A 21,089-nucleotide genomic window follows, 5' to 3' on the forward strand; every position below is an offset into this window, starting at 1 on the left:
CCTCTCAGTCGATCGTCGGTGGCGCGAGCCATCGAAGGTGGCCCACGATGGGTAGGTGGTCGAACGGCGCACGAGGACGCGCCCCAGCCCGGTCGAAGACCGCGCTGTCGTCATGGATTCCGAGGATCCTCTCGTCGAGCGACCAGCCGTCTCTTCGAAGCAGCGACGGCGAGACGAGCACCTGATCGAACGTCCGCCAGGATGTCGGCCGGACAGTGCCTGTCGAACAGAACGTACCGGCGAGCGTCGGTGGCTGTTGCTCGCCATCCCAGGCATGACGTTCGCCAAGCCAGCGCCACGCCGCGTTGTAAAAGAGAAGGTCTGACCGCGAGCGGGGCCGGTGCCGCTGGACTGCAGCCCGCGACCGCGACGTCGGAAGACTCGCGTCGAATTGCTTGTCGAACGGTTCGGCGTTGAAGTCGCCCAGGATGAGGACGGGGACGTCCTCGCCGACGGCCTCCGTGCTTGCGAGGATCGCGTCGCGCAGTACCTCGGCGGAGCGCGACCTCAGCGCGTCGGCGCCCGCGGCATCGCCGACGTTCGACCGCCAATGCGCGGCCGCGACGATGAGCCATCCGCCGCGGTCATGCACACCGAACGTCGCGACGAGCCCCGCTCGAACCGCATGGGTAGCATGGTACGTCCGCACCCAGCGGTGGTCCATGAGCGTCAGCGTCCTTCGGTCGTAGGCGATCGCGACGTCGAAAGCGTGGCGCTCGCCGGACGTGTCGCTCACGGCATTCCAGCTCGCGCGCAGGCCATCAGGGAGCCACCCCAGGACGTTCTCACCTTGGACCTCAGCCAGGGCGACCAAGAGGCAGCCGTGCTGCTCGACCAGCGCGCGCAAGATATCGACGACGGCGGTCCGATGCCTCTCTGTCGCGCTCGCGCGGATGCTCGGGGGCGAAACCTTCGTGTTCCACCACGCGAATGGGATCCGCTCGAGGGCGCCGGACATGCGCGATGCATACCCAGGCCCCCCCCCGAGTCAAGCGCCCTGGCCCCCCGCTGACGAGGGCGTACAGGCGCGGCTCGCACGAACCGCCGCTGGGAGCCGCCGCGCCTCACCCTGCTCCTCCGGGCGAGAGTGCGCGCATCTCGGCGCGCCCCCGTGAACGACGCCCCCAGCACAACGGTAGCGCCGGCGGGGGGCTGTGCGCGGCGGCGCGCGGGCGGGCGCGGCGAGCACCGAACGAGGTGCCATAGGGTCTCAGGGGGCTCCGCGTCTCAGGCGCGCCTTGTGTGGCGCGCATCGGAACGTTTCAGGTGGCATGGCCCGAAGTGAGACATGCCGGGTGGTGGTCTATGCGCAAGCTCCACGGCCCCCGTCTTGGCGGATGGCCGAGCGCCCGCCCGCGCGCCGCCGCGCACAGCCCCCCGCCGGCGCGGGCGGCCTCGGCGCGGCGGCCCCCCCCGCGCGCCTACGCGGCCGCCGCCGGCTCCGCGGGGACGCCCGCGCCGCTCGCGCCCGCCGCCTCGATCGGCGCCTCCTCCAGCGCCGCCGCCAGCACCTGGCTCATGTCCTCGACGAAGATGAGCTCCATCTCGGCCCGCACCTCCTTCGGGATCTCCTCCGCGTCGCGCGCGTTCTTCTGCGGCAGCACCACCCGCGTGATCCCCGCCCGGTGCGCCGCCAGCACCTTGGATTTGATGCCGCCCACCGGCAGCACCCGCCCGCGCAGCGTGCACTCGCCCGTCATCGCCGTGTCGGACCGCACCCGCCGCCCGGAGAGCAGCGACGTCAGCGCCGTGAACATCGTCACGCCCGCGGAAGGCCCGTCCTTGGGCACGCCGCCCGCAGGGACGTGGATGTGCAGGTCCTCCGCCTCGAGCTTCGCCGTGTCGACCCCGAGCTCGCCCGCGTGGCTGCGCACGTAGGAGAGCGCCGCCCTCGCCGACTCCTTCATCACGTCGCCGAGCTGACCCGTGATCTCCACCCTCCCCTTCCCCGGCATCCGCGACGTCTCGATGAACAGGATGTCCCCGCCCACCGGCGTCCACGCGAGCCCCGTCGCGACCCCAGGCACGCTCGTCCGCTCCGCCACGTCGCTGAAGAACCGGACCTTGCCGAGGTACTTGCCGAGATCGTGCGCCTCGACGACGACGCGCGCGGCCTTGCCGTCCACGGCCCGGGCGACCTCGAGCGCGACCGCCCGGCACAGCTTCTTGATCTCGCGGCCGAGCTGCCGCACCCCGGCCTCCCGCGTGTAGTCGCGCACGATCGCGGCGAGCGCGTCGTCCGTGATCGCGAGCAGCGCCGGGTCGATCGCGTGCTCCGCGAGCTGCTTCGGGACGAGGTGCGACCGCGCGATCGCGATCTTCTCGTCCGGCGTGTAGCCGGACAGCTCGATGACCTCGAGCCGGTCCCGCAGCGGCGCGGAGAGCGCGCCGAGATCGTTCACCGTGCAGAGGAAGACGACCTCGGACAGATCGAACGGGAGCTCCATGTAGTGGTCGACGAACGTCCGGTTCTGCTCGGGATCCAGCACCTCCAGGAGCGCCGCCTCCGGCGAGCCGCGCCAGCCGGCGCCGAGCTTGTCGACCTCGTCGAGGAGCACGACAGGGTTCTTCACCTTCGCCTTCTTCAGCGCGTGGACGATGCGGCCGGGCAGCGCGCCGACGTACGTCCGCCGGTGACCGCGCAGCTCCGCCTCGTCGTGCACGCCGCCGAGCGAGATGCGCACGAACGGGCGGCCCGTGGCGTCCGCGATCGACTGGCCGAGCGACGTCTTGCCCACGCCGGGCGGGCCCGCGAAGCAGAGGATCGTCGCGCGCGGCTGGCCGGTCAGCTTGAGCACCGCCATGTGCTCGAGGATGCGGCGCTTCACGTCGTCGAGGCCGCGGTGATCCGCGTCGAGCTTCGCCTGGACCGCGTCGAGGTCGTCCTTCACCGACGCCCGCGCGCTCCACGGCAGATCGGCGATCCACTCCAGGTAGGTGCGGATCACGTTGTGCTCCGCGCTCTGCGGGCCGACCGACTCGAGCCGGCGGAGCTCCCGATCGGCGACGGCGCGCGCCTCCTCGGGGAGGCCGGCCTCGTCGAGGCGCCTGCGCAGGATCGCCAGCTCGTCCTCGCCCTGGTCGCCGCCCGCGAGCTCCTTCTGGATCGCCCGGAGCTGCTCGCGGAGGATCACCTCGCGCTGACCCTTGCCGAGCTCGCGCCGGACGTCGCTGTCGATCTTCTTCTTCAGATCGGCGAGGGCGGCCGCCTCGGAGAGCAGCGCGGCGACGCGCTGGAGCCGCGGCACGACGCGGAGCTCGGCGAGCACCTCGATCTCCTTGTCGGTCGGGAGGCCGAGCGCGCCGGCGATCTGATCGGCGAGGAGGCCCGGCTCGGCCCGGCTCGTGGCGGCGATCTCGGCGAGGTTCGTCGCGAGCTTCTGGCCGACCTCGCGGGCGCGCTCGCGCAGCGACGCGGCGAGCAGGCGCGCCTCCTCGGCGTCGCCGAGGAACTCGGGCGCGACGGCGCCCTCGGCCCGCCAGTACGGCTCGGTGTCGGTGTCGACGAGCGCGGTGAGCGCGAAGCGGTCGAGCCCCTCGATCACGAGGCGAAAGCCGTTCGAGACGCGCGTGACGTCGACGATCCGGGCGAACGTGCCGATGTCGTGGAGGTCCTCGCGCCGGGGATCCTCGCGCTTCGGGTCGCGCTGCGCGATGACGCCGATGACGTCGCCGGCGTGCACCGCGTTGAGCAGCGCCACCGAGCGGGCGCGCCCCACAGGGAGCGTGAGCACGGTGCCCGGGAAGAGCACGCCCGTGCGGAGCGGGAGCAGGGGAAATGGAGAGCGAGGCGCGCTGGCGCCGCTGCGAAGCTGGCTCATGCGGACTCCTGTGGCAGCGGCTGGCTCGCGCCATCCCTGCCGGAACCGGACAGTTGGTGGACGTTGGTGGATGAGCTGCGCCGCGCCTCGCCCGTGAGGGCGGCGCGCGGCGCGCGGATGGGACGCTCACGTAGACCGCCGCGAGCGACCGCTCGGGCGAGCTCCATGAATCGATGAACGGAAAGTAAATTCGTTCACCGGTCCGTCAACCCGCCACCGACGAGCTCGGCGCACGCGGGCCAGAGCGCGGGTCGGAGCGCCTGGACGCCGAGCGAAGCGTCAGCTCGCTGCCGGACGAGCGTGGCGTCCGGGTCAGAGCGCCTGGACGCCGAGCACGACGCCGGGCCAGGCGCGCTGGGAGAAGGAGTCGTCGATGCGGAGCGGGATGCTGCCGTAGGGGCTCAGGCCGGCGTCCTCGGGGGTCTCGCCGAACGCGACGTTGTAGCTGGGGCCGCCGAAGATCGCGAACCCGGGGAGGAGACGGAGGCCGAGGAGCGCGCGCGCCTGCGTCAGCACGGCCGTGGGCTTGAGCACGGAGGGCTCGTGGAGCGAGTACCCGAGCACGTCCAGGTCGGCGTACACGCGCTCGCCGAGGGAGATGCGGCCGCCGAGGCCGAGCGCGTACGCGAGGAGCGGGCGGTCGCCGAGGAGGCGGACGCCGATGCCGTAGACGTTGTGGAAGTGGTCGCTGCCGTGCTTGATGCCGGCCATGGCGAGGCCCGACTCGGTGCCCCAGGCGTCGATGTGGAGGCGGCCGTTGCGGATGATGTTGAGCAGCCCGAGCGAGAACGGCGACGCGTCGGCGTAGTTGACAAGGCCGATCTGCGCGCCCCGCACCGCGCCGGTGGACACGTTGAGGAGCCCGATCTGGACGCCCGTCGACTCGCCCGCGGCGAGGTTGGCCAGGCCGATCTGCACGTCGTTCGACTTGCCGGCGGCGACGTTGGCGAGGCTTATCTGCAGGTCGGCCGACTCGCCCGCGGCGACGTTGGCCACGCCGAGCTGCACGTCGGTCGACGCGCTCACGGCGAGGTTGGCGATGCCGACCTGCACGTCGGTCGCGTCGCCCAAGGCGACGTTGGCCGCGCCGAGCTGCGCGCCGGCCACGGCGCCGACGGCGACGTTCAGGAGGCCGCCCTGCACGCCGTCGACCGGGCCGGTGGCGAGGTTGAACGAGCCGAGCTGCGCGCCGTCGAGCGACGTGGCGAGGTTGAGCCCCCCCGTGATCTGCGCGCCGCGCGCCGGGCCGAGCACGAGGTTTCCGGCGGTCGAGATCTGCGCGCCGCACAGGAACGACGAGAGGACGTTGACGCCGGCGCTGAGCTCCACGCCGGAGACGCCCGCCGTGTACCCGCCAACGAGGTTCAGCGAGTAGCGGCGGACGACGTTCGTGCCGTCGACGTTCGAGGAGCCGACGAAGGGGACGATGTCGCCGCCGACGAGGACGTGCTTCGCGCCGGGGAGGGCGCAGGGAGGAGGCCCGGGCGGCGCGGGGCGCCCGGGCGGCTGCACGGCGCGCGCGGCGGGTGACGCGGGGCGCGCGGCGGGCGCGGGCGGCGCCGCGGCCGGCTCCTCGGGCGGGCGCTTGTTCAGGGCGGCGGCGAGCTCCGCGGCCTCGTCGCGGACGAGGTTGCCCCCGAGCAGGGCGATCGCCTCGGCGGCGCGATCGGGATCCTCGGGGACGTCGATCGTGCGACCGATGTGGCGGCCGTCGGGGGCGCTGTACGTCAGCGTGACGCGGCCGTCGGGCTCGCCGCGAAGGGTGAGCGTGGGGCGCCCGGCGGTCGCCGCGTCGACCGCCGTGACGGGGCCGCCGAGCTCGCGCGCGAGCGCAGCGCGCACCGCCTCGGGGTCGAGCGTCCACGAGGCGCCGTCGACGACGAGGTCGACGCCGGCGGCGCTCGGCGCGGCGGCGAGGGCGCTCTCGGGGAGCGCGGCGGCCGCGGCGAACACGCCCGCGGCCGCGATCGCGCGCAGCAGGAGGACGCCCGCGCCGAGGACGGCGCCGCGCGCGGGGACCTTCCGACGGGCGCGCGGCAGGCCGCCCGGAGGTGCGAGGTGAGGAGCGATGTCGGGGGTGTTCATCGACCGTGCAGTGCCCGCTCGAGGCGCGTTCGTTCACGCGCGCGCCGATGGTCGATCACGGGCCGGCGTTGCTCATGGCCTCGAGCAGCGAGCGCGACTCGGTCTGACGGTAGCCGCCGAAGGCGCCCTGCGCGAACGGCTCGAGCGCGCGCCGCGCCTCGTCCGTGCGGCCGAGGCGCACGAGGCAGAGGGCGCGGTTGTACTGCGCCTCGACCGCGAAGCGGCCGCGCGGCGCGGCGGCGAGGTAGTCGTTCCAGGCGGCGAGGGCGGCGGACGGGTTGCGGTCGACGAAGTGCGCTCGGTGCGCCGCCTGGTAGAGCGCGTCGGCGTCGGGGCCGGCGGGCGGACGCTGGATCGCCTGCGGATCGTCCGCCGGCGGCTGCGCGGGCTTCGCGGGGCTCGCCGCGACGGGCGCGCTCGACGACGATCGCGCCCGCGGCGCGACCGCCACGACCGGCGCGCGCCGCGGCGCCGGCGCGCTCTCGGGCGGCGCGGAGGGCGAGAGCGGCGGCGCGGGCAGCGGCGCGGGCGGGGCGAGCTCGGCGACGCTGCTGGGCTCGGGCGGCGGCGGCGCGGGCGCCTCGGGCTCGGGCGGCGGCGGCGCGGGCGCGTCGGCCTCGGCTGCGCGGCGCGGCGAGGGCAGCGCGCGCGACATCGGCGGCGCGGGCGGCGCGTCGGGCGGATCGGCCACGCTCAGGCCGAGCTGGGAGGCGAGGTCGTTCCACGCGTCGGGGAACCAGCGCGCGGCCGAGGCCCACGCGGCCGAGCCGACGAGCACGGCGGCCAGCGGGACCGCGACGCGGACCGTGGTGAGCCGGCGGGCGCGCTGCGCCTTCAGGCTCCTCATCACGCGGGCGCGCGTCTCGTCGCGACGGGCGCGCGACGCGCCTGCCTCCTCGCGCAGCGCGCGCGCGGCCTCGCGGAGCACGTCGTCCTTCATGGGGTCCTCTCTTCCAGCAGCGTGCGGAGCTTCTGTTTGGCGTGGAACAGCCGCGTGCGCACGGTCGCCTCGGGCACGCCGAGGATCTCGGACACCTCGCGCGCGCTGCGCTCCTCGACCTCGCAGAGGACGAACGTCGCGCGCTGCGCGTCCGGGAGCGCGTCGAGGGCGCGGTTCAGGGCCTGGGCGAGCGCGGCGCGGCCGGCCTCCCGCTCGGGGCTCGGCGAGCTGTCGTCGTCCGGCTCGAGGGCGAGGCGCTCCATGGCGGCGCGGCGGCGCGCGGCGGCGCGGACGTGGTGGCGGGCGTGGTTGACCGCGATCGCGATGAGGAACGTCTTGAGCGACGAGCCGCCGCGGAACCGCTGCGCGGCCTGCGGCAGGCTGACGAAGACGTCGTGCGCGAGGTCCTCGGCGGCGGCGTCGTCGCCGGTGAGGCGGCGGGCGAACCCGCGCACCGCGTCGTAGTGCCTGTCGTACGCCTCGCCGATCGCCGCGGCCTCGCCGCGCCGCAGCCGCTCGACGAGGGCCTCCTCCGGATCCTGCGCGCGCTCGGCGCCGCGGGAGAAGAGGAAGGGCACGAGGAGCGCGATGGTCCTCATCGGCCCCTTCCTCTCTTCAACGTGCGGCACGTGCGGCCCGCGCGGCGCGCGCGGCGGGCGGACGGCGCCCGACGGCTCGCCCGGCGGGAAGCCCGCGGCCTGCTCTGTCCCATCTCGGTCCATTCCTGCGTCATCATGGTTACATCCGAACGCGCCCCGCGGCGCTGCCCGTTTGCGGTGAGCGAGCGCCGGCGGGTCCAGGGCGATGGGGGGCACACCGCTTCGTGCCCGGCAGGGAGGCGGTCGTTCATGGCTCCGCGTCCGTTTCGTGCCCGGAGGGGCCGGGGACGTTCAACGCGGGGGAGCGAAAACCGGGGGAGAGCGCCGGCCGGGGGCGATCTGGGCCGCCGGCGGGGGTGCGGGGGTGGGCGGGCGTCGGAATCGTGCGGCGGCGCGCGGGCGGTTGAACGGACGGGGCGCCGCCGGGCACGCAGCATCGGGTGGGCAGAGGGCGCCGCGGTTGACGGTCGGCGCCGCTGTCCTGGATCCGTCTCGCCGATCAGGAGTGATGACGTATGAGCATGCGCACGGCCTTCGAGTGGGGTCTCGGTCTCTCTCTGTGCTTCTTCTCCACAACGATGCTCGGTTGCTACATCGAGACCGACAGAGACTGCGACTGGGACGACGATGAGGAGTGCTTCTGGGGCGACGCGCCCGACGCGCCCGACGCGCCCGACGCGCCCGACGCGCCCGACGCGCCCGACGCGCCCGACGCGCCCGACGCGCCCGACGCGCCCGACGCGCCCGACATCGGGCGCCCGGACCCCAACGATGACGGAGACGGCGGCGACGGCGGCGCCGGCACCGGGGGGGAGACGGCCGCGTGCGAGGCGGACTGCGACTGCCCGAGCGGCAGCGCGTGCGTCGAGGGGGCCTGCAAGGTGCCCTGTGCGGCCTCGTGCGAGTGCGCAGAGGGCGAGTCGTGCGAGGGCGGGTACTGCCAGCCTCCGCCCGAGCCGGCCATCTCCTGCGAGGTGGACTGCGACTGTCCGAGCGGCAGCGCGTGCGTGGAAGGCACCTGCACCTGAGCCGCCGGCGCTCCCCTGCGCCGCAACGCCCCGGCGTCGGACGATAGCTGGAAGCAAAAGCAAGCGCCAAGACGCCAGGAGAAGAGCGGTATGAGAGATCCGCGTCCTCTCTGGCGTCCCTGGCGCCTTTTCTTGTCCCGGATCGCTGTACCTGCTTTTTCCAGGAGAGCGCGGCGGCTCATCTGACGGGTCTGCCCGGCGACGTTGAAGCGCTCGTGCCCTGCGAAAGCGCCCATGTTGTGACGAGCGGCTCCGAACAATGCTGCCAGCGTGCCAGCGTGCCAGCGTGCCAGCGTGCCAGCGTGCCAGCGTGCCAGCGTGCCAGCGTGCCAGCGTCGCTTCTGGGTGGCAGCTCCCTCCTGCACGATAAAGCGCCATGGCGCGCCCTGGAAGCGCGTGGTCCAAGGCTTGCCACCGGCGCGCCGCGCCACGGGTGATTGAATTGCCGTGGACAGGAAGGCGAAGAACCATGCGCACGACAAGTCTGACGGCTGTGATCACGTCGTCAGCAATGCTCCTGATCGGCTGCGTCGCGGAAGACGTCGAGGTGGTCGAAGGAGTTCGGGATTTCAAGATCGTCGGCACGGAGGCCGTCCCGAAGGAATTCATCAGCGGTAAAGGGCAACGCTTCGTGCTACGCGGGCCTGCAAAGTTCGTTGATGACCCCGTCGGGGCTCCGCAGCCGTTCTCGTCCGTCGAGGCCCCCGGCGCCCGTGGCCGGCGCTCCGAGGACCAGATGACGCGCGAGGAGCTCGCGCACACGCTCCGGCCGGTGGTACTCTACAACAAGCACGAGTACATCCTCGAGGGGCCTGCGTACGAGCTCGCCGACGCGATCATCGCTGCGCGAGGGAAGGAGCTGAAGACGCAGGGCAGTCGGGGCCGCGCCCCTGACAAGAACGAGGTCGACCTCACGCCCGGGCTCACCCCGCAGATCATCATCGGAGGCTCCGACGAGCGTGAGCAGAAGCGGGACAATACGACGTTCCCGAGCAGAACCCGCGTGCTCATCACGAATCAGGCGGTGACGAGCCAGTGCTCCGGACAGCTCATCGGACCGACGACCATCCTCACCGCGGCCCACTGCCTTCACAATGGTAGCGGCTGGTTCGCCACGCGAGCCTGGAGCCCTGGTGTGGACAGCCAGGATTCGAACCCGTTCCCCTATCAGGGTGGCACTGTCTACCCGGATCCCTCTGGCACCGCTCCGATATTCGGTTGCTACAAGGCCGTCGTTCCGAGCGAATGGCTGAACGGCGACACCTCCGTCTCCCACGACTTCGCGATCATGGAGCTCAGCTCCATGTACCCGGGGAATTGCAACCTCGACCCGGGCAACGATCTCGGCTTCCACGGCCTGTGGGTCGCGAGCGAGTCCGCCATCGAGGATAGGCAGGGCTACATCTATGGCTATCCCGGGGAGAAGACAACGTGGCCGCAGATCTGGGGTTACTGGGGCCCGCTCTTCGACGAGGGCGTCGAGCTCTGGTATGACATCGACACGACGAGCGGGCAGAGCGGTTCAGCCATATACAAATTCGACAGCGCCGACGTCCGCTACGTCGTGGGGGTCCACAAAGGCTGGACGGAGGACTGGCTCGGGTACGACGTGAACCATGGCCGCAGGATGACCACCGGCCTTTACAACTGGATCGTGAACAACTCGGCGTTGTAGCGATCCTCCTGGCGGAGATTCGCCGCGGGACCGGCGAGACTCGAGCCTGTGCCCCTGTGGTTCCAACTCTCCCCCATCGGAAAGCCAGAGCTTCGGGGACGCAGGACTACGCCTTGTGCCGGCGGCGGAGCGCGAACTCGACCCCCTCCTGCAGCGTGAGAAACGTCTTCAGCCTCGTCAGCGAGATGCCGAGCGCGACGAGCTGCTGCGCCGCCTGCGGCCCGAGGCCGGTCAGCACCGGCTCGGCGCCGAGCAGCCCGACCGCGCCCGCCGTCCGCTCCAGCTCCGTGGCCATCTGCTCATCCATCCTGGGCACACCCGTGACATCGAGGATCGCCGTGCGGGTCCCCCGCGCGACGATGCCCGCGAGCAGCGCCGACCGCATGCTCTCGCCGCGGCGCGCGTCGAGCTCGCCGACGAGCGGGACCACGACCACGTGACGGGAGATCGGCACGATCGGCGTGGACAGCGCGCCGAGCGCATCGACCTGCGCCTGCAGCGCGATCTCCCGCTCCCTCAGCAAGCTCTCCTGCTCCTGGCGCTGCCGCAGCTCGGTGATGTCCGTCAGCGAGACGATCGCCTCGGAGCGCTCGCCGAGGGCCGCGATGCGCACGTCGAGGTGCCGGCGCCCCTCGACGCCCTCCACGGAGGACTCCATCCGCTGCGACACCCCCTCGTCGATCGCACGCCGCACCAGCTCGATCGCGCGCGCCGCGTCGGCCGGCGGCACGAGCTCCTCGAGCGAGGACGGGACAGCGCCCGCGACCCCGCCGGCCATGCCCTGCGGTAGCCGGGCCTCGAGGCACCGCCCGCGCCGATCGACCCGCAAGATCCCCTGCGGCAGGGCGTCGAGGAGCGCCCGGAGCTGCGCCTCGCGCTCGAGCAGCGCGGCGTGCGCCATCGCGCGCTCCCGCTCGTGCCGCCACTTCGCGCCGAGCGCCGCCGCCATCTGCCGCACCTCCATCGGCTCGAACGGCTTCTTGAGGATCAGGTAGCGGTCCACCCGCGAGAGCCGGTCCGCGATCTCCCTCCACGACAGGTCGGTGTACGCGGTGCAGAACACGGCCTGGATGTCGGGATCCTCGTCGAACATGCGGTGGATCGTCTCCACGCCGTCGATGCCGGGGGGCATCCGGAAATCCACGAACGCCACCGCGTACGGCTCCCCGCGCGCCCGCGCCTGCCGCACGAGCTCGACCCCCTCCTCGCCCTGGTGCGCCAGCGTGAGCTCCACGTCGAGCTCCACCGCCGGGAGCCCCCTCGGCGCGTCGACATCGCCGAAGAGCTCGGCCTCGTGCTCCTCGAGCGAAGACCTGGAGGGGGCCGCCTTCAGGATCCGACGGAAATCGTTGTGGATCGAGGCGTTGTCGTCGACGACCAGGATCCGCATCTCGTGGAGCACGCTCGCCGGGTTCATCGCACGCTCGGCCCGTGCCGGTCCAGCCCTCCGAGCGGGGCAGGTCTGCCATGCACAGAAGGCCGATGCATCGCCTCGGCCGGCGGGCGCGCCCTCAGCCGACCGCCTCGACGGAGATCCTCCCGCTGCGGGGCGCCGCGGCCGGGAGGTCGAGCGTGAACTTCGCGCCCTGGCCGGGGCCCTTGCTCTCGGCGCGGAGCGCCGCGCCGAGCAGGCGGGCCTCCAGCACGCTCGCGTGAAGGCCGAGCCCCGTGCCCTCGGGCCACGTGGTGAACCCCTGCTGGAACAGCCGCGCGAGGTGCTCCGACGCGATGCCGACGCCGGTGTCCTCGACCTCCACGGAGCAGCCGCCCCCCTCGAGCGGCGCGCACCGGACGAACACGCGGCGCTCCAGGCCCGCCGCGTGGCACACGGCGCGCCGCGCGTTCGTGATGAGGTTCGTGACGATCTGGAGCAGCCGGTGCCGGTCCGTCTCGACCCGCGCCTCGTCCGAGAGCTCGCAGACCACCTCGATGCCGTGGTGCGCGCGCTCGATCCGGTTCAGCCCGACGCGCAGGGCGTCCTCGACCACCGCGGAGACGGCGACCGGCTCGACGATGATCTTCATGCCGGCGTTCCGGAGCTGATCGGACACGATGTCGCGGATGCGGCCGACGCACTCGCCGAGCTCCAGGAGCTCGGAGGCCGCGCTCTCCTGCTCGGACGCGAGGTGCCGCGCGAGCTCGTCCATGTACTCGATCAGCCGCTGGCCGCGCGGGTCGGTCGTGAGGAACGCGCCGAGGTCGCCCCGGTGCTCCTTCAGGAGCTGCGCCACCTGGGCGAGCCGCGGGACGCGCGAGGCGGCGACCCGCTCCGAGAGCTGCATCCGCAGCACCATGACGCTGTTCAGCGCGTTGCCCACGTTGTGCATGGCGCTGCCCGCGACCTCGGCCATCCCCGCCTTGCGCGCGGCGTCGACGAGCTGCTGCTGCGCGCTCCGGAGCTCGCGCGTGCGCTCCTCCACCATGCGCTCGAGGTCCTCGTAGACGAGCGCGTTGTTGAACGAGACGGCCGCCTGCGCGGCGAGCAGGTGCAGGATCTCGAGGCGCTCGGGGCCGAAGAGCCCCTCGACCAGGTTGTTCTCGAGGTAGATGGCGCCGAGCACCCGCCCCTTGAGCAGGAGCGGCGCGCAGAGCATCGACCGGACCTTGCGGGAGCTCACGTACGGGTCGTCTCGCAGCGCCGGATCCCGGGAGGCGTCCGCGTGGATCACGCTCTGGCGCGTGCGCACGGCGAGCCGCACCACCGAGGCGCAGACCTCGTCGCTCTGGTCGCCGAGCGGGATCGAGGGCAGCGCCCGCGACCCGGGCGGGTGCGCCACGCCCTGCGCGACGAGCACGAGGTCGTCGCCGCGGGCGAGGAGCAGCGTCCCCCGCTCGGCGCCGGCGTTCTCGACGAGCACCTGCGCCATGCTGCCGAGCAGCCGCTCGACGACGAGCTCCTGGGAGAGCACGCGCGCCGCCTTGAGCAGCGTCTCCACGTCGAAGGCGTCCGCGCGCACGCCCCCGGGCGCGGCGCGGTCGCGCCCGGGTCGGATGAGCGGGAACTCCTCGGTGAGGCGCGCGATCTTGCGATCGACGCCCCAGCGGCCGTAGGCCTGGACCGCGTCCGTGAGGAAATCGAGCGCGACGCGCGTCCGGCCGCGCGACATCCAGAAGCGGCCCGCGAGCTCGCACGCGATCGCCTCGATGTTGGGGAAGGCGTGCTCGCGGGCGAGCGCGATCGCCTGCTCGTAGGACCTCGCCGCGTCGTCGAGCCGCCCGTCGAGGCGCGCCGCCTCCGCCTCGACGAGCTGGTGCTTGTGGGAGAAGTTCGCGGCAGAGCCCTCGCTCCAGCCGCGCAGCCGCTCGCGGCACGCGTCGAGCTCGGGCCTGAGGCGCGCCCGCTCCCCCTCCGTCGCCCCGGGCAAGAGCGCCGCGATCGCGAGCGCGCGGTAGAACCGGAGCGCCGCGGTCTGGAACTTCCCGGCGAGGAAGCCGAGGTTCTCCTCGGCCTCGTCCGCGACCCGCAGCGCGTCGGCGGGGAGGCCGTGCAGGGTGAGGCACATGGCCTTGAGGATCTGGTAGTGGCAGAGCGCGTAGCGCGTCTGGTGCGCCTCGCAGTCCCTGAGGAACTGCTCCTCCGTCAGCGGCTCCTCGGGCACCGCCGCGGCGTCGCCGGTGAGATCGCGGAGCGCGAGCAAGAGGCCGAGGAGGCTGTGCGTGGCGACCGTGTGCTTCGTCCGCTTCGCGAAGCGGAGCGAGCCGGGCAGCTCGTCGAGCAGCCCGCGCGCGCTCTCGCCGCGGAAGAGCGGGTTGAGGAGCAGGTAGATGAGGAAGTAGCCCGCGAACTGGAGGTCGCCCGCGTCGAGGCCGGCGCGGTAGCCGTCCCGGAACAGCGCGTCCGTCTCGGAGAGCGGCCGCACCCAGGACTGGATGTTGTTGCCGAGGATGTAGCAGGCGCGGCTGAAATCGCCCTGCATGCGGAACCGGAGGCCGATGTCGGCGGCCAGCCGCCCGAACGCGTAGCCCTTGCGGTAGTCGCCGTAAAAGTGGCCGATCAGGCCGCCGTACATCGCGAAGCCGTAGGACGCCTCGGGGGCGAGGCCGTGCTCGAGCGAGATCCGCACGATGCTGCAGCAGGCGAAGAAGTTCAGCTTCTCGAGCTTGAGCATGTAGAGCGGCGCCATCAGCTCGTTGAGCACGCCGACGGCGAGCCGCTGGCCCTCGTCGGCGATCTCCGGCGCGTCGATCAGCGCGGCGGGCGCCCGGCCGGCGAGGAGCTGCTCCACGCGCGCGGCCTCGGCCTCGACGAGCGCCTCGAGCTCCGCCTCGCCCGCGCGGGAGGGCAGCGCGACGCCGACGAGCGCGAGCGCCTCCCGCCCGGCCTCCACCGTGTCGGTGAAGCGGCCGCGCATCGTGTACTGGACCATCCGGAGCTTCAGCAGATCGGCCTTCTCGACCGGCGTCCTCGCGTGGGCGAGCGCCTCGGTGACGAGCGCCTCGGCGGCGTCCATCGCGCCGAGCAGGTACTCCACCTCGGCGAGCTGGCGCAGCAGGGCGAACGCGAGCGCGTAGCGCGACGCGAACGCGCCGTCCGGGAGCAGGCGGCGGCCCGCCTCGAGGTAGCGCCGGGCCGCGGCGTAGGCGGTCGCCTGCTTGGCCCGGACGGCCGCCTCCAGGTTGAGCTCGGCGATCGCGAGCCGCTCGTCGCCGTCGCGCACGAGGCCGAGCCCCTGGTCGAGCTGCTCGACGATCTCGAAGATGCGCTCGGCGCGCTCCTCGGGCGTCGCGTCCGCGAGGAGCCGGCGGCCGATGCGGAGGTGGACCGCCTCGCGCTGGGGCCCCTCGATGAGCCCGTAGACCGCCTGCTGCACGCGGTCGTGGAGGAAGCGGAACCGGGCCTGGGCGGCCGCCTCGGCGAGCTCGCCCGCGTCCCCGAGGATGTACTCGTTGCGGATCGCCGGATCGAGGCGGCGCGCGACCTCGGCCCTGTCGAGGCCGGCGATGACCGCGAGCGTCTCCAGATCGAAGGTGTTCCCGATGCACGCGGCGAGCGTCAGGAGCTCGACGGTCGCGGGGTGGAGGCCGCGCACCCGCGCGCTCATCAGCTCGACGACGTTCTCGGTGAACCCGCGCGCCTCGATGCGGTCGAGGTCCCACCGGAAGCGGCGGTCCTCCGGGGAGAAGTAGACGAGCCCGTCGGCGTCGAGCGCCTGGAGGAACTGCCGCGCGAAGAACGGGTTCCCCTCGGTCTTGTGCATGATGAGCCGCGCGAGCGGCTCCGCGGCGTACGGGTCCTGCCGCAAGGTGTCGGCCACGAGCCGGATCAGCGAGGCGAACGCGAGCGGGAAGAGCTGGATCGTGCTCACCTTCACGGGGCCCGCCTGCACCGACCGCAGGGTCATGCGCAGGGGGTGGCTCTCGTTCACCTCGTTGTCGCGGTAGGCGCCGACGAGGAGGAAGGGCCCGAGCTCGTCGCCCCCGAGCAGCCCCTCGACGAGCCACAGCGTGCCCGCGTCGGCCCACTGGAGGTCGTCGAGGAAGAGGACGAGCGGCCGCCCGCGGTCGCAGAACGCCTTGAGGACGCCGCGGAAGGCGAGCAGGAGGCGGTGCTGCGCCTCGGCCGGGCCGAGCTCGGGCGGCGCGGGGGGGACATTCCCCGCGCCGAGGACGATCGCGATCTCGGGCAGCACGTCGACGAGGAGCGACGCGTTCCTCCCGAGGTGCTTCTGCAGGGCGCGCCGCGCCTCGTCGACGCGCTCCGCGCTCTCCGCCAGCACGTGCTGGAGCAGGCCGCGGAGCGCCTGGATCACGGCGGAGTACGGGATGCCCCGGTGGAGCCTGTCGAACTTGCCCGAGATGAACTGGCCGTGCTCCCGGGTGAGCGGCTTGTAGATCTCGTGAACGAGCGAGGTCTTGCCGATGCCGGAGTAACCCGTGATCACGATCATCTCGCGGCTGCCGCCGAGCACGCGCTCGAAGATCGACAGGTACTGCTGCGCCTCGCCCTCGCGCCCGTACAGCCGGTGCGGGATGCGGAACTGACCGGAGACGTCGTGCTCGCCGAGCGGGAACGGGTCGATTCGCCCCGTCGCGAGGAGCGAGCGCTGACACCGGAGGAGATCGTTCGACAGGCCCTCTGCGCTCTGGTACCGCTCCTCCGCGTCCTTCGCGAGGAGCTTCATGACGACGGCGGCGACGGCGGGAGGCACCGAGTCCTCCGGCAGCGGCACGGGGGGGCGCGCGAGGTGGGCGTGCATCCACTCGAGCGGCCCCGAGGCGTCGAACGGCAGGCGCCCCGCGAGCATCGCGTAGAAGACGACCCCGAGCGAGTAGAGGTCTGTGCGCCAGTCGAGGGCGCGGTTCATCCGGCCCGTCTGCTCCGGAGACATGTAGGGCAGTCGGCCCTCCTCGACCGTGCTCTGCACCTGGGGGTGCTCCTTCCGGAGCCGCGTCGAGAACATGAAATGGGTGAGCCGGACGGCGTCGGCCTTCGGGTCGACGAAGAAGCTCTGCGGCTGGATGTGCTTGTGGATGACGCCGCGGCGGTGCACCTCGGCGAGCGCGCCGGCCATGCCGGCGGACAGCGCGAGGAACCGGTCGATCCGGAGCGGCGAGCCCGCGAGGAGCCCGTCGAGGGGCACGAGATCCTCGTCCTCGAAGACGAGGACCGGCGCCTCGCCGCAGCGCTCCATCCGCGTGGGGCTCAGCACGTGCGCGGCGTCGAGAGAGCGGGTGATCTCGAATTCGTTGAGGAGCGCGCCCGCGGCCGGAGCTGCAGTGTGACGAGGTGAGTCGAGGTGAGCCTTGAGCAGCACGCGCCGCGCGTCGCTCTCGCGCACTGCGCGCACGATGCTCCAGCGCTCATTCGTTGTTTGCAACACCGCTTCGCTGCGATAGCCCACCGCGACCTGCAAGGCTGTGCTCCGTTCTGGCCAGGCGCCGGGCGGCCCCAGCAAGGGGGGCATCGTAGGCGATGCGATCCGTCGTTGTCACGGAAAACGTCAGAAGTCACGGACAGATCGGCGCGCGTGGGCGCGAGATCGTAGAACGGGGGTTTGCGCGCACAACAGGCCTCTCGGCGCGGGCCGGGCGGGCTCGATGGGCAGAGCCCGTGGGTCGGGATCGTGGGTGTCGGCGCTCAACGCAGCTCGTCAAGGCGCCTCGACGGACGGGCCGCCGACGGCGGCGAGACCGGCCGCCGGCAGCGAGAGGCGATGTCGGGCGCGGTGCGCGCCGCGGCGCTCGGGCCGGCGCGCAGGTGGGGAGTCGCCGGCGAGGGGGTCAGCGCGGCGGCTCGCGCGCGGGCTCACGGCCGGCGAGGCCGTAAAGGACGATCCGGTGGACGGCGGAGAGCACCGCCTCCACCTCCTCGCGGGAGCTCTGGAACAGCCATGGAGGAGAGAAGCTCGCGTAGGCCCGGAGGAGCGCGCGCGCGGCGAGCTCGGGGTCTTCGGCGTCGAGCTCGCCCGCGCGGGCGCCGCGCTCGATGAGCTCGCAGAGGAGCGCGCGCTCCTCGTCGAGGAAGCGGGCGTGGGCCGCCTTCACGGCGCGGCTCTGGCAGTGCACGAGATCGCACGCGTGCTCGCCGGAGCCGGCGAGCTCCAGGAAGGCGCGCGCGCGGGCGTCGAACACGGCGCGCAGCCGGTCGCAGAAGGGCAGGTCCTCGGCGGCCGCGGCGCGCATGGCGGCCATGACGGCGCGGTGCTGCCCCTGGGAGAGCTCCTCGACGATGGCGTCCTTCGAGGAGAACTCCAGGTACACGGCGCCGACCGCGATCTCGGCCTCGCGCGCGATGTCCGCGACGGTCGTCTTGGCCGGCCCGTAGCGGCGCAGGAGCCGCTCCGTCGCCTCGAGGATCCGCTGGCGCCGCTCGCTCGCGCTGCCGGGGGGGCCGTGCTCCATGACGCGCGCGATGTTCTCCCGGAATCCCGCGCGGGGGAAGCGCTCCGGGGAGGAACCGGGGCACGGCGCGCGGTGGGGACCGGCGCGTGCTCGGGCGGGGCGCGCGCTCGGCGGGGCGCGCGCCGGAGGACCGGCGCGTGCTCGGGCGGGGCGCGCGCCGATCCCCACCGCGCGACGGAGCGCAGCCACGCGATTGATTGCCGTCCGTCCGGCGGCTATCGTGGGCTGGCTTTGCGCCGGGATTTCCTCGAAGATCGCGCCTCCACGCGGGCCTCGATCCGGCGCGCCGAAGGGACCGATCCATGACGAGCACCGCGCCGACGCACGACGAAGCCGAGGGGCTGGTTCGAGAGGGGCAGGTGATCGCCGGGAAATACCGCGTCGAGCGGGTGATCGGCGCCGGCGGGATGGGCGTCGTCGTCGCGGCGACGCACCTCCAGCTCGAGGAGCGGGTCGCGATCAAGCTGCTGCTGCCGGCGGCGGCGCGCTCGCGCACGCTGGCCGAGCGCTTCGTGCGCGAGGCGCGCGCCGCGGTGAAGGTCAAGAGCGAGCACGTGGCGCGCGTGACCGACGTCGGGACGCTCGAGTCGGGCACGCCGTACATGGTGATGGAGTACCTGTCGGGCAGCGACCTGTGCGACGCGCTCCGCGCCGGCGGGCCGATGCCCCCGTACGCGGCGGTGGAGTACGTGCTCCAGGCGTGCGAGGCGCTCGCCGAGGCGCACGCCGCGGGCATCGTCCACCGCGACCTCAAGCCGGCGAACCTGTTCCTCACGCGGCGCGCGGACGGCTCGCCGTGCGTGAAGGTGCTCGACTTCGGGATCTCGAAGGTCGCGCCGAGCGGCTCCGACCCGCGGATCACCGACACGCAGGCGGTGATGGGCTCGCCGCTCTACATGTCGCCGGAGCAGCTCAAGTCGTCCCGCGACGTCGACGCGCGCACCGACATCTGGTCGCTCGGGGTCATCCTGTTCGAGCTGCTCTCCGGCGCGCCGCCGTTCGACGGCGCGACGATGCCGCAGCTCTGCGTGGCGATCATGCAGGCCGCCCCCCGCCCGCTCGCCGCGTTCCGCCCCGACGTGCCCCCGGGGCTCGAGGCCGTGGTCCTGCGGTGCCTCGAGAAGACGCCGGAGCGGCGCTTCCGCGACGTCGGGGAGCTGGCCGCGGCGCTCGCGCCGTTCGCGACAGGGCGGGCGAGGCTGTCGGTCGAGCGGATCAGCGGGATCGCGCGGAGCTCGGGCCCCCCGCGGGCGCCGGTCGCGTCGGGGAGCGGGGCGACCTCCCCCACGTTGGCGAGCACCTCGCCGACGTGGAGCGGGACGGTCGTGGCGCGGAAGCGGCCCCTGGGGCTCACCTTCGCGCTGGCCGGCGGCGCGACGCTGATCGCCGCGGTCGCGGCCTTCGCCTTCCTGAACGGCCGCGCGCGGCCCGGCGACGCGCCGGCCGAGCCGTCCGCCAGCGCGTCGGCGGCGCCGCCGCTGTCCGACGCCGCGGCGCAGCCGGCCGCCTCCGCCGCGCTGCCGGCCGCGCCCGCGGCGCTCGCGCCGGCCGTCACGCCCGGCGCCTCCGAGGCGCCCGCGCCGGCGGACGGCCCCGCGCCGGCGGACGGCCCCGCGCCGGCGGACGGCCCCGCGGCGGCTCCGCGCCCTGCCGAGGCAGCCCCCGCGACGCCCGCGAGCGCCAGGCCGGCGGCGCAGCGCCCGGCGAGCGCGGCGCCGCGCGCTGCCGGCGCCGCGCCGCGCGCTGCGGGCGCCGCTGCATCCCCGCCGCCCCGGGTCTCCCGGCCGCCGGCCACGCCCGCCGCGCCGCCCGTTCCGCCGGTGAGCGGCAACCTGTTCGACGATCGCAAGTGAGGACACGACCATGACGAGCCTGCCCATGCAGCACCTCGGGCGCCTGCTGGCGCTCGCGACGTTCCTCGCCGCCCTCGTGGGCGGCGCCCGCGACGCCAGGGCCGACACGGCCGCAGCGCAGGCGCTGTTCGACGCGGCGAGGCAGCTCATGGCCCAGGGCAAGCACGCGGACGCGTGCCCGAAGCTCGAGGAGAGCCAGCGGCTCGATCCCGGGATCGGGACGCAGTTCAACCTGGCGGTCTGCTACGAGCAGGTCGGCCGGACGGCGAGCGCCTGGTCGACGTTCCTCGACGTGGCCGGCGCGGCGAGGGCCGCCGGGCAGGCGGAGCGCGAGAAGGTGGCGCGGCAGCGCGCGACGGCGCTGGAGCCGCGGCTCATCCGGCTGACGATCACGGCGCCGGCCGACGCGCCGGCCGACCTCCAGGTGAAGCGCGACGGCGCCGTCGTGGGGCGCGCGCAGTGGGGGATCCCGGTGCCCGTGGATCCGGGGAAGCACACGATCGAGGCCTCCGCGGCGGGCCGGGCGCCGTTCGCGAAGACCGTCGAGCTCACCCGGGCGGGCGCCGCGGAGGCGGTGGCGATCCCGCCGCTGGCCGCGGGGGCGCCGGCGCGCGCAGCGGCGCCGCCCGCGAGCGGCGCGGCCCCGGCGACCGGCGGCGCGGCCCCGCCGGCGAGCGGCCCGGCGCGACCGGCCGGCGGCGCGGCCCTCGCGCCGGTGGCCGGACCTGCCCCCGTCCCCGCCGCGCCGGCGCGGCCGCAGATGCGGCGCCGCAGCAAGGGGATGATGGTCACCGGCATCGTCCTGACGAGCATCGGCGCCGTCGCCCTCATCGGCGGGGGCCTGGCGTTCGCCTCGGCCGACTCCGGGGATCCGGTGGAGGACGAGTTCGGCTACCTCGACGAGGGCGAGAGCGCAGCGGACGCCGGGGCCGCGCTCGTCGTCGGCGGGCTCATCTTTGCGGGCGTCGGCATCCCGCTCGCCATCATCGGCGGCCGCAAGGTGCCGGTGGAGCCGGCGAAGAGCGCCGCCGCCGCGCCTGCGCCCTCGCCCGAGCTCGTCCTCGGGCCGCGCTACGCCGGGCTCCGCTGGTCGATGTGAGCGCGCGGCGGCCGGCCGGCGCGCGCGACAAGGCCGCCGCCCGCCTCGTGATCGAAGAACACCCCGGCACCCCACCCCGGCAGGCGAAGACCGGTTGATCGCAGATCGCCGCGCGGAGGTCGCTCGCCGTCGATCGCACGCACGACA

12 protein-coding genes are annotated in these 21,089 nt (G+C 73.7%); 4 read left to right on the forward strand and 8 right to left on the reverse strand.

Annotation, left to right across the window (positions count from 1 at the left end; all coding sequences use genetic code 11):
• Window positions 1-4: 4 nt before the first annotated feature.
• The 5 genes from WMF24_RS23925 to WMF24_RS23945 form a co-directional block, all read right to left on the reverse strand.
• Window positions 5-958 carry an endonuclease/exonuclease/phosphatase family protein gene (locus tag WMF24_RS23925; protein ID WP_437729677.1) on the reverse strand — a complete coding sequence of 318 codons (954 nt, stop codon included), beginning with the start codon at window positions 956-958 and terminating at the stop codon, window positions 5-7.
• A 463-nt stretch (window positions 959-1,421) separates the two neighbouring features.
• Window positions 1,422-3,821, reverse strand: a complete 2,400-nt coding sequence (lon, locus tag WMF24_RS23930; protein ID WP_437729678.1) for an endopeptidase La — start codon at window positions 3,819-3,821, stop codon at window positions 1,422-1,424.
• 312 nt (window positions 3,822-4,133) lie between these two features.
• Window positions 4,134-5,906, reverse strand: a complete 1,773-nt coding sequence (locus WMF24_RS23935; RefSeq protein ID WP_437729679.1) for an LA_2272 family surface repeat-containing protein — start codon at window positions 5,904-5,906, stop codon at window positions 4,134-4,136.
• Between the two features lie 55 nt (window positions 5,907-5,961).
• Window positions 5,962-6,846: a tetratricopeptide repeat protein gene (locus WMF24_RS23940; protein ID WP_437729680.1), complete on the reverse strand. Its 885-nt coding sequence runs from the start codon at window positions 6,844-6,846 to the stop codon at window positions 5,962-5,964.
• Window positions 6,843-7,445, reverse strand: a complete 603-nt coding sequence (locus WMF24_RS23945; RefSeq protein ID WP_437729681.1) for an RNA polymerase sigma factor — start codon at window positions 7,443-7,445, stop codon at window positions 6,843-6,845. Before WMF24_RS23945 ends, WMF24_RS23940 begins: the two co-directional genes overlap by 4 nt.
• 515 nt (window positions 7,446-7,960) lie before the next feature.
• Here WMF24_RS23945 and WMF24_RS23950 point away from each other — a divergent pair.
• Together WMF24_RS23950 and WMF24_RS23955 are read left to right on the forward strand one after the other, a co-directional pair.
• The gene (locus tag WMF24_RS23950; RefSeq protein WP_437729682.1) at window positions 7,961-8,473 is read left to right on the forward strand and encodes a hypothetical protein; all 513 of its coding nucleotides are present in this window, start codon (window positions 7,961-7,963) and stop codon (window positions 8,471-8,473) included.
• A gap of 469 nt (window positions 8,474-8,942) precedes the next feature.
• Window positions 8,943-10,148, forward strand: coding sequence for a trypsin-like serine peptidase (locus tag WMF24_RS23955; RefSeq protein WP_437729683.1), 1,206 nt, complete (start codon window positions 8,943-8,945; stop codon window positions 10,146-10,148).
• A gap of 106 nt (window positions 10,149-10,254) precedes the next feature.
• Here WMF24_RS23955 and WMF24_RS23960 read toward each other — a convergent pair whose 3' ends face one another.
• The 3 genes from WMF24_RS23960 to WMF24_RS23970 form a co-directional block, all read right to left on the reverse strand.
• Window positions 10,255-11,565 (reverse strand): STAS domain-containing protein, encoded by a 1,311-nt coding sequence (locus WMF24_RS23960; protein ID WP_437729684.1) that lies wholly within the window; start codon window positions 11,563-11,565, stop codon window positions 10,255-10,257.
• Window positions 11,566-11,659: 94 nt separating this feature from the next.
• Window positions 11,660-16,966: an AAA family ATPase gene (locus tag WMF24_RS23965; RefSeq protein ID WP_437729685.1), complete on the reverse strand. Its 5,307-nt coding sequence runs from the start codon at window positions 16,964-16,966 to the stop codon at window positions 11,660-11,662.
• 403 nt (window positions 16,967-17,369) lie between these two features.
• Complete coding sequence (locus tag WMF24_RS23970; protein ID WP_437729686.1) at window positions 17,370-17,990, reverse strand: TetR/AcrR family transcriptional regulator; 621 nt, start codon at window positions 17,988-17,990, stop codon at window positions 17,370-17,372.
• A 302-nt stretch (window positions 17,991-18,292) separates the two neighbouring features.
• On the opposite strand from WMF24_RS23970, the gene WMF24_RS23975 reads away from it, so the two are divergent.
• Both WMF24_RS23975 and WMF24_RS23980 read left to right on the forward strand, forming a co-directional pair.
• Complete coding sequence (locus tag WMF24_RS23975) at window positions 18,293-19,843, forward strand: serine/threonine-protein kinase (RefSeq protein WP_437729687.1); 1,551 nt, start codon at window positions 18,293-18,295, stop codon at window positions 19,841-19,843.
• A gap of 10 nt (window positions 19,844-19,853) precedes the next feature.
• Window positions 19,854-20,942 (forward strand): hypothetical protein, encoded by a 1,089-nt coding sequence (locus WMF24_RS23980; RefSeq protein ID WP_437729688.1) that lies wholly within the window; start codon window positions 19,854-19,856, stop codon window positions 20,940-20,942.
• Window positions 20,943-21,089 lie beyond the last annotated feature (147 nt).

The sequence above is a fragment of the Sorangium sp. So ce1335 genome, from assembly GCF_051521615.1.
In the GTDB taxonomy this organism is placed as follows: domain Bacteria; phylum Myxococcota_A; class Polyangia; order Polyangiales; family Polyangiaceae; genus Sorangium.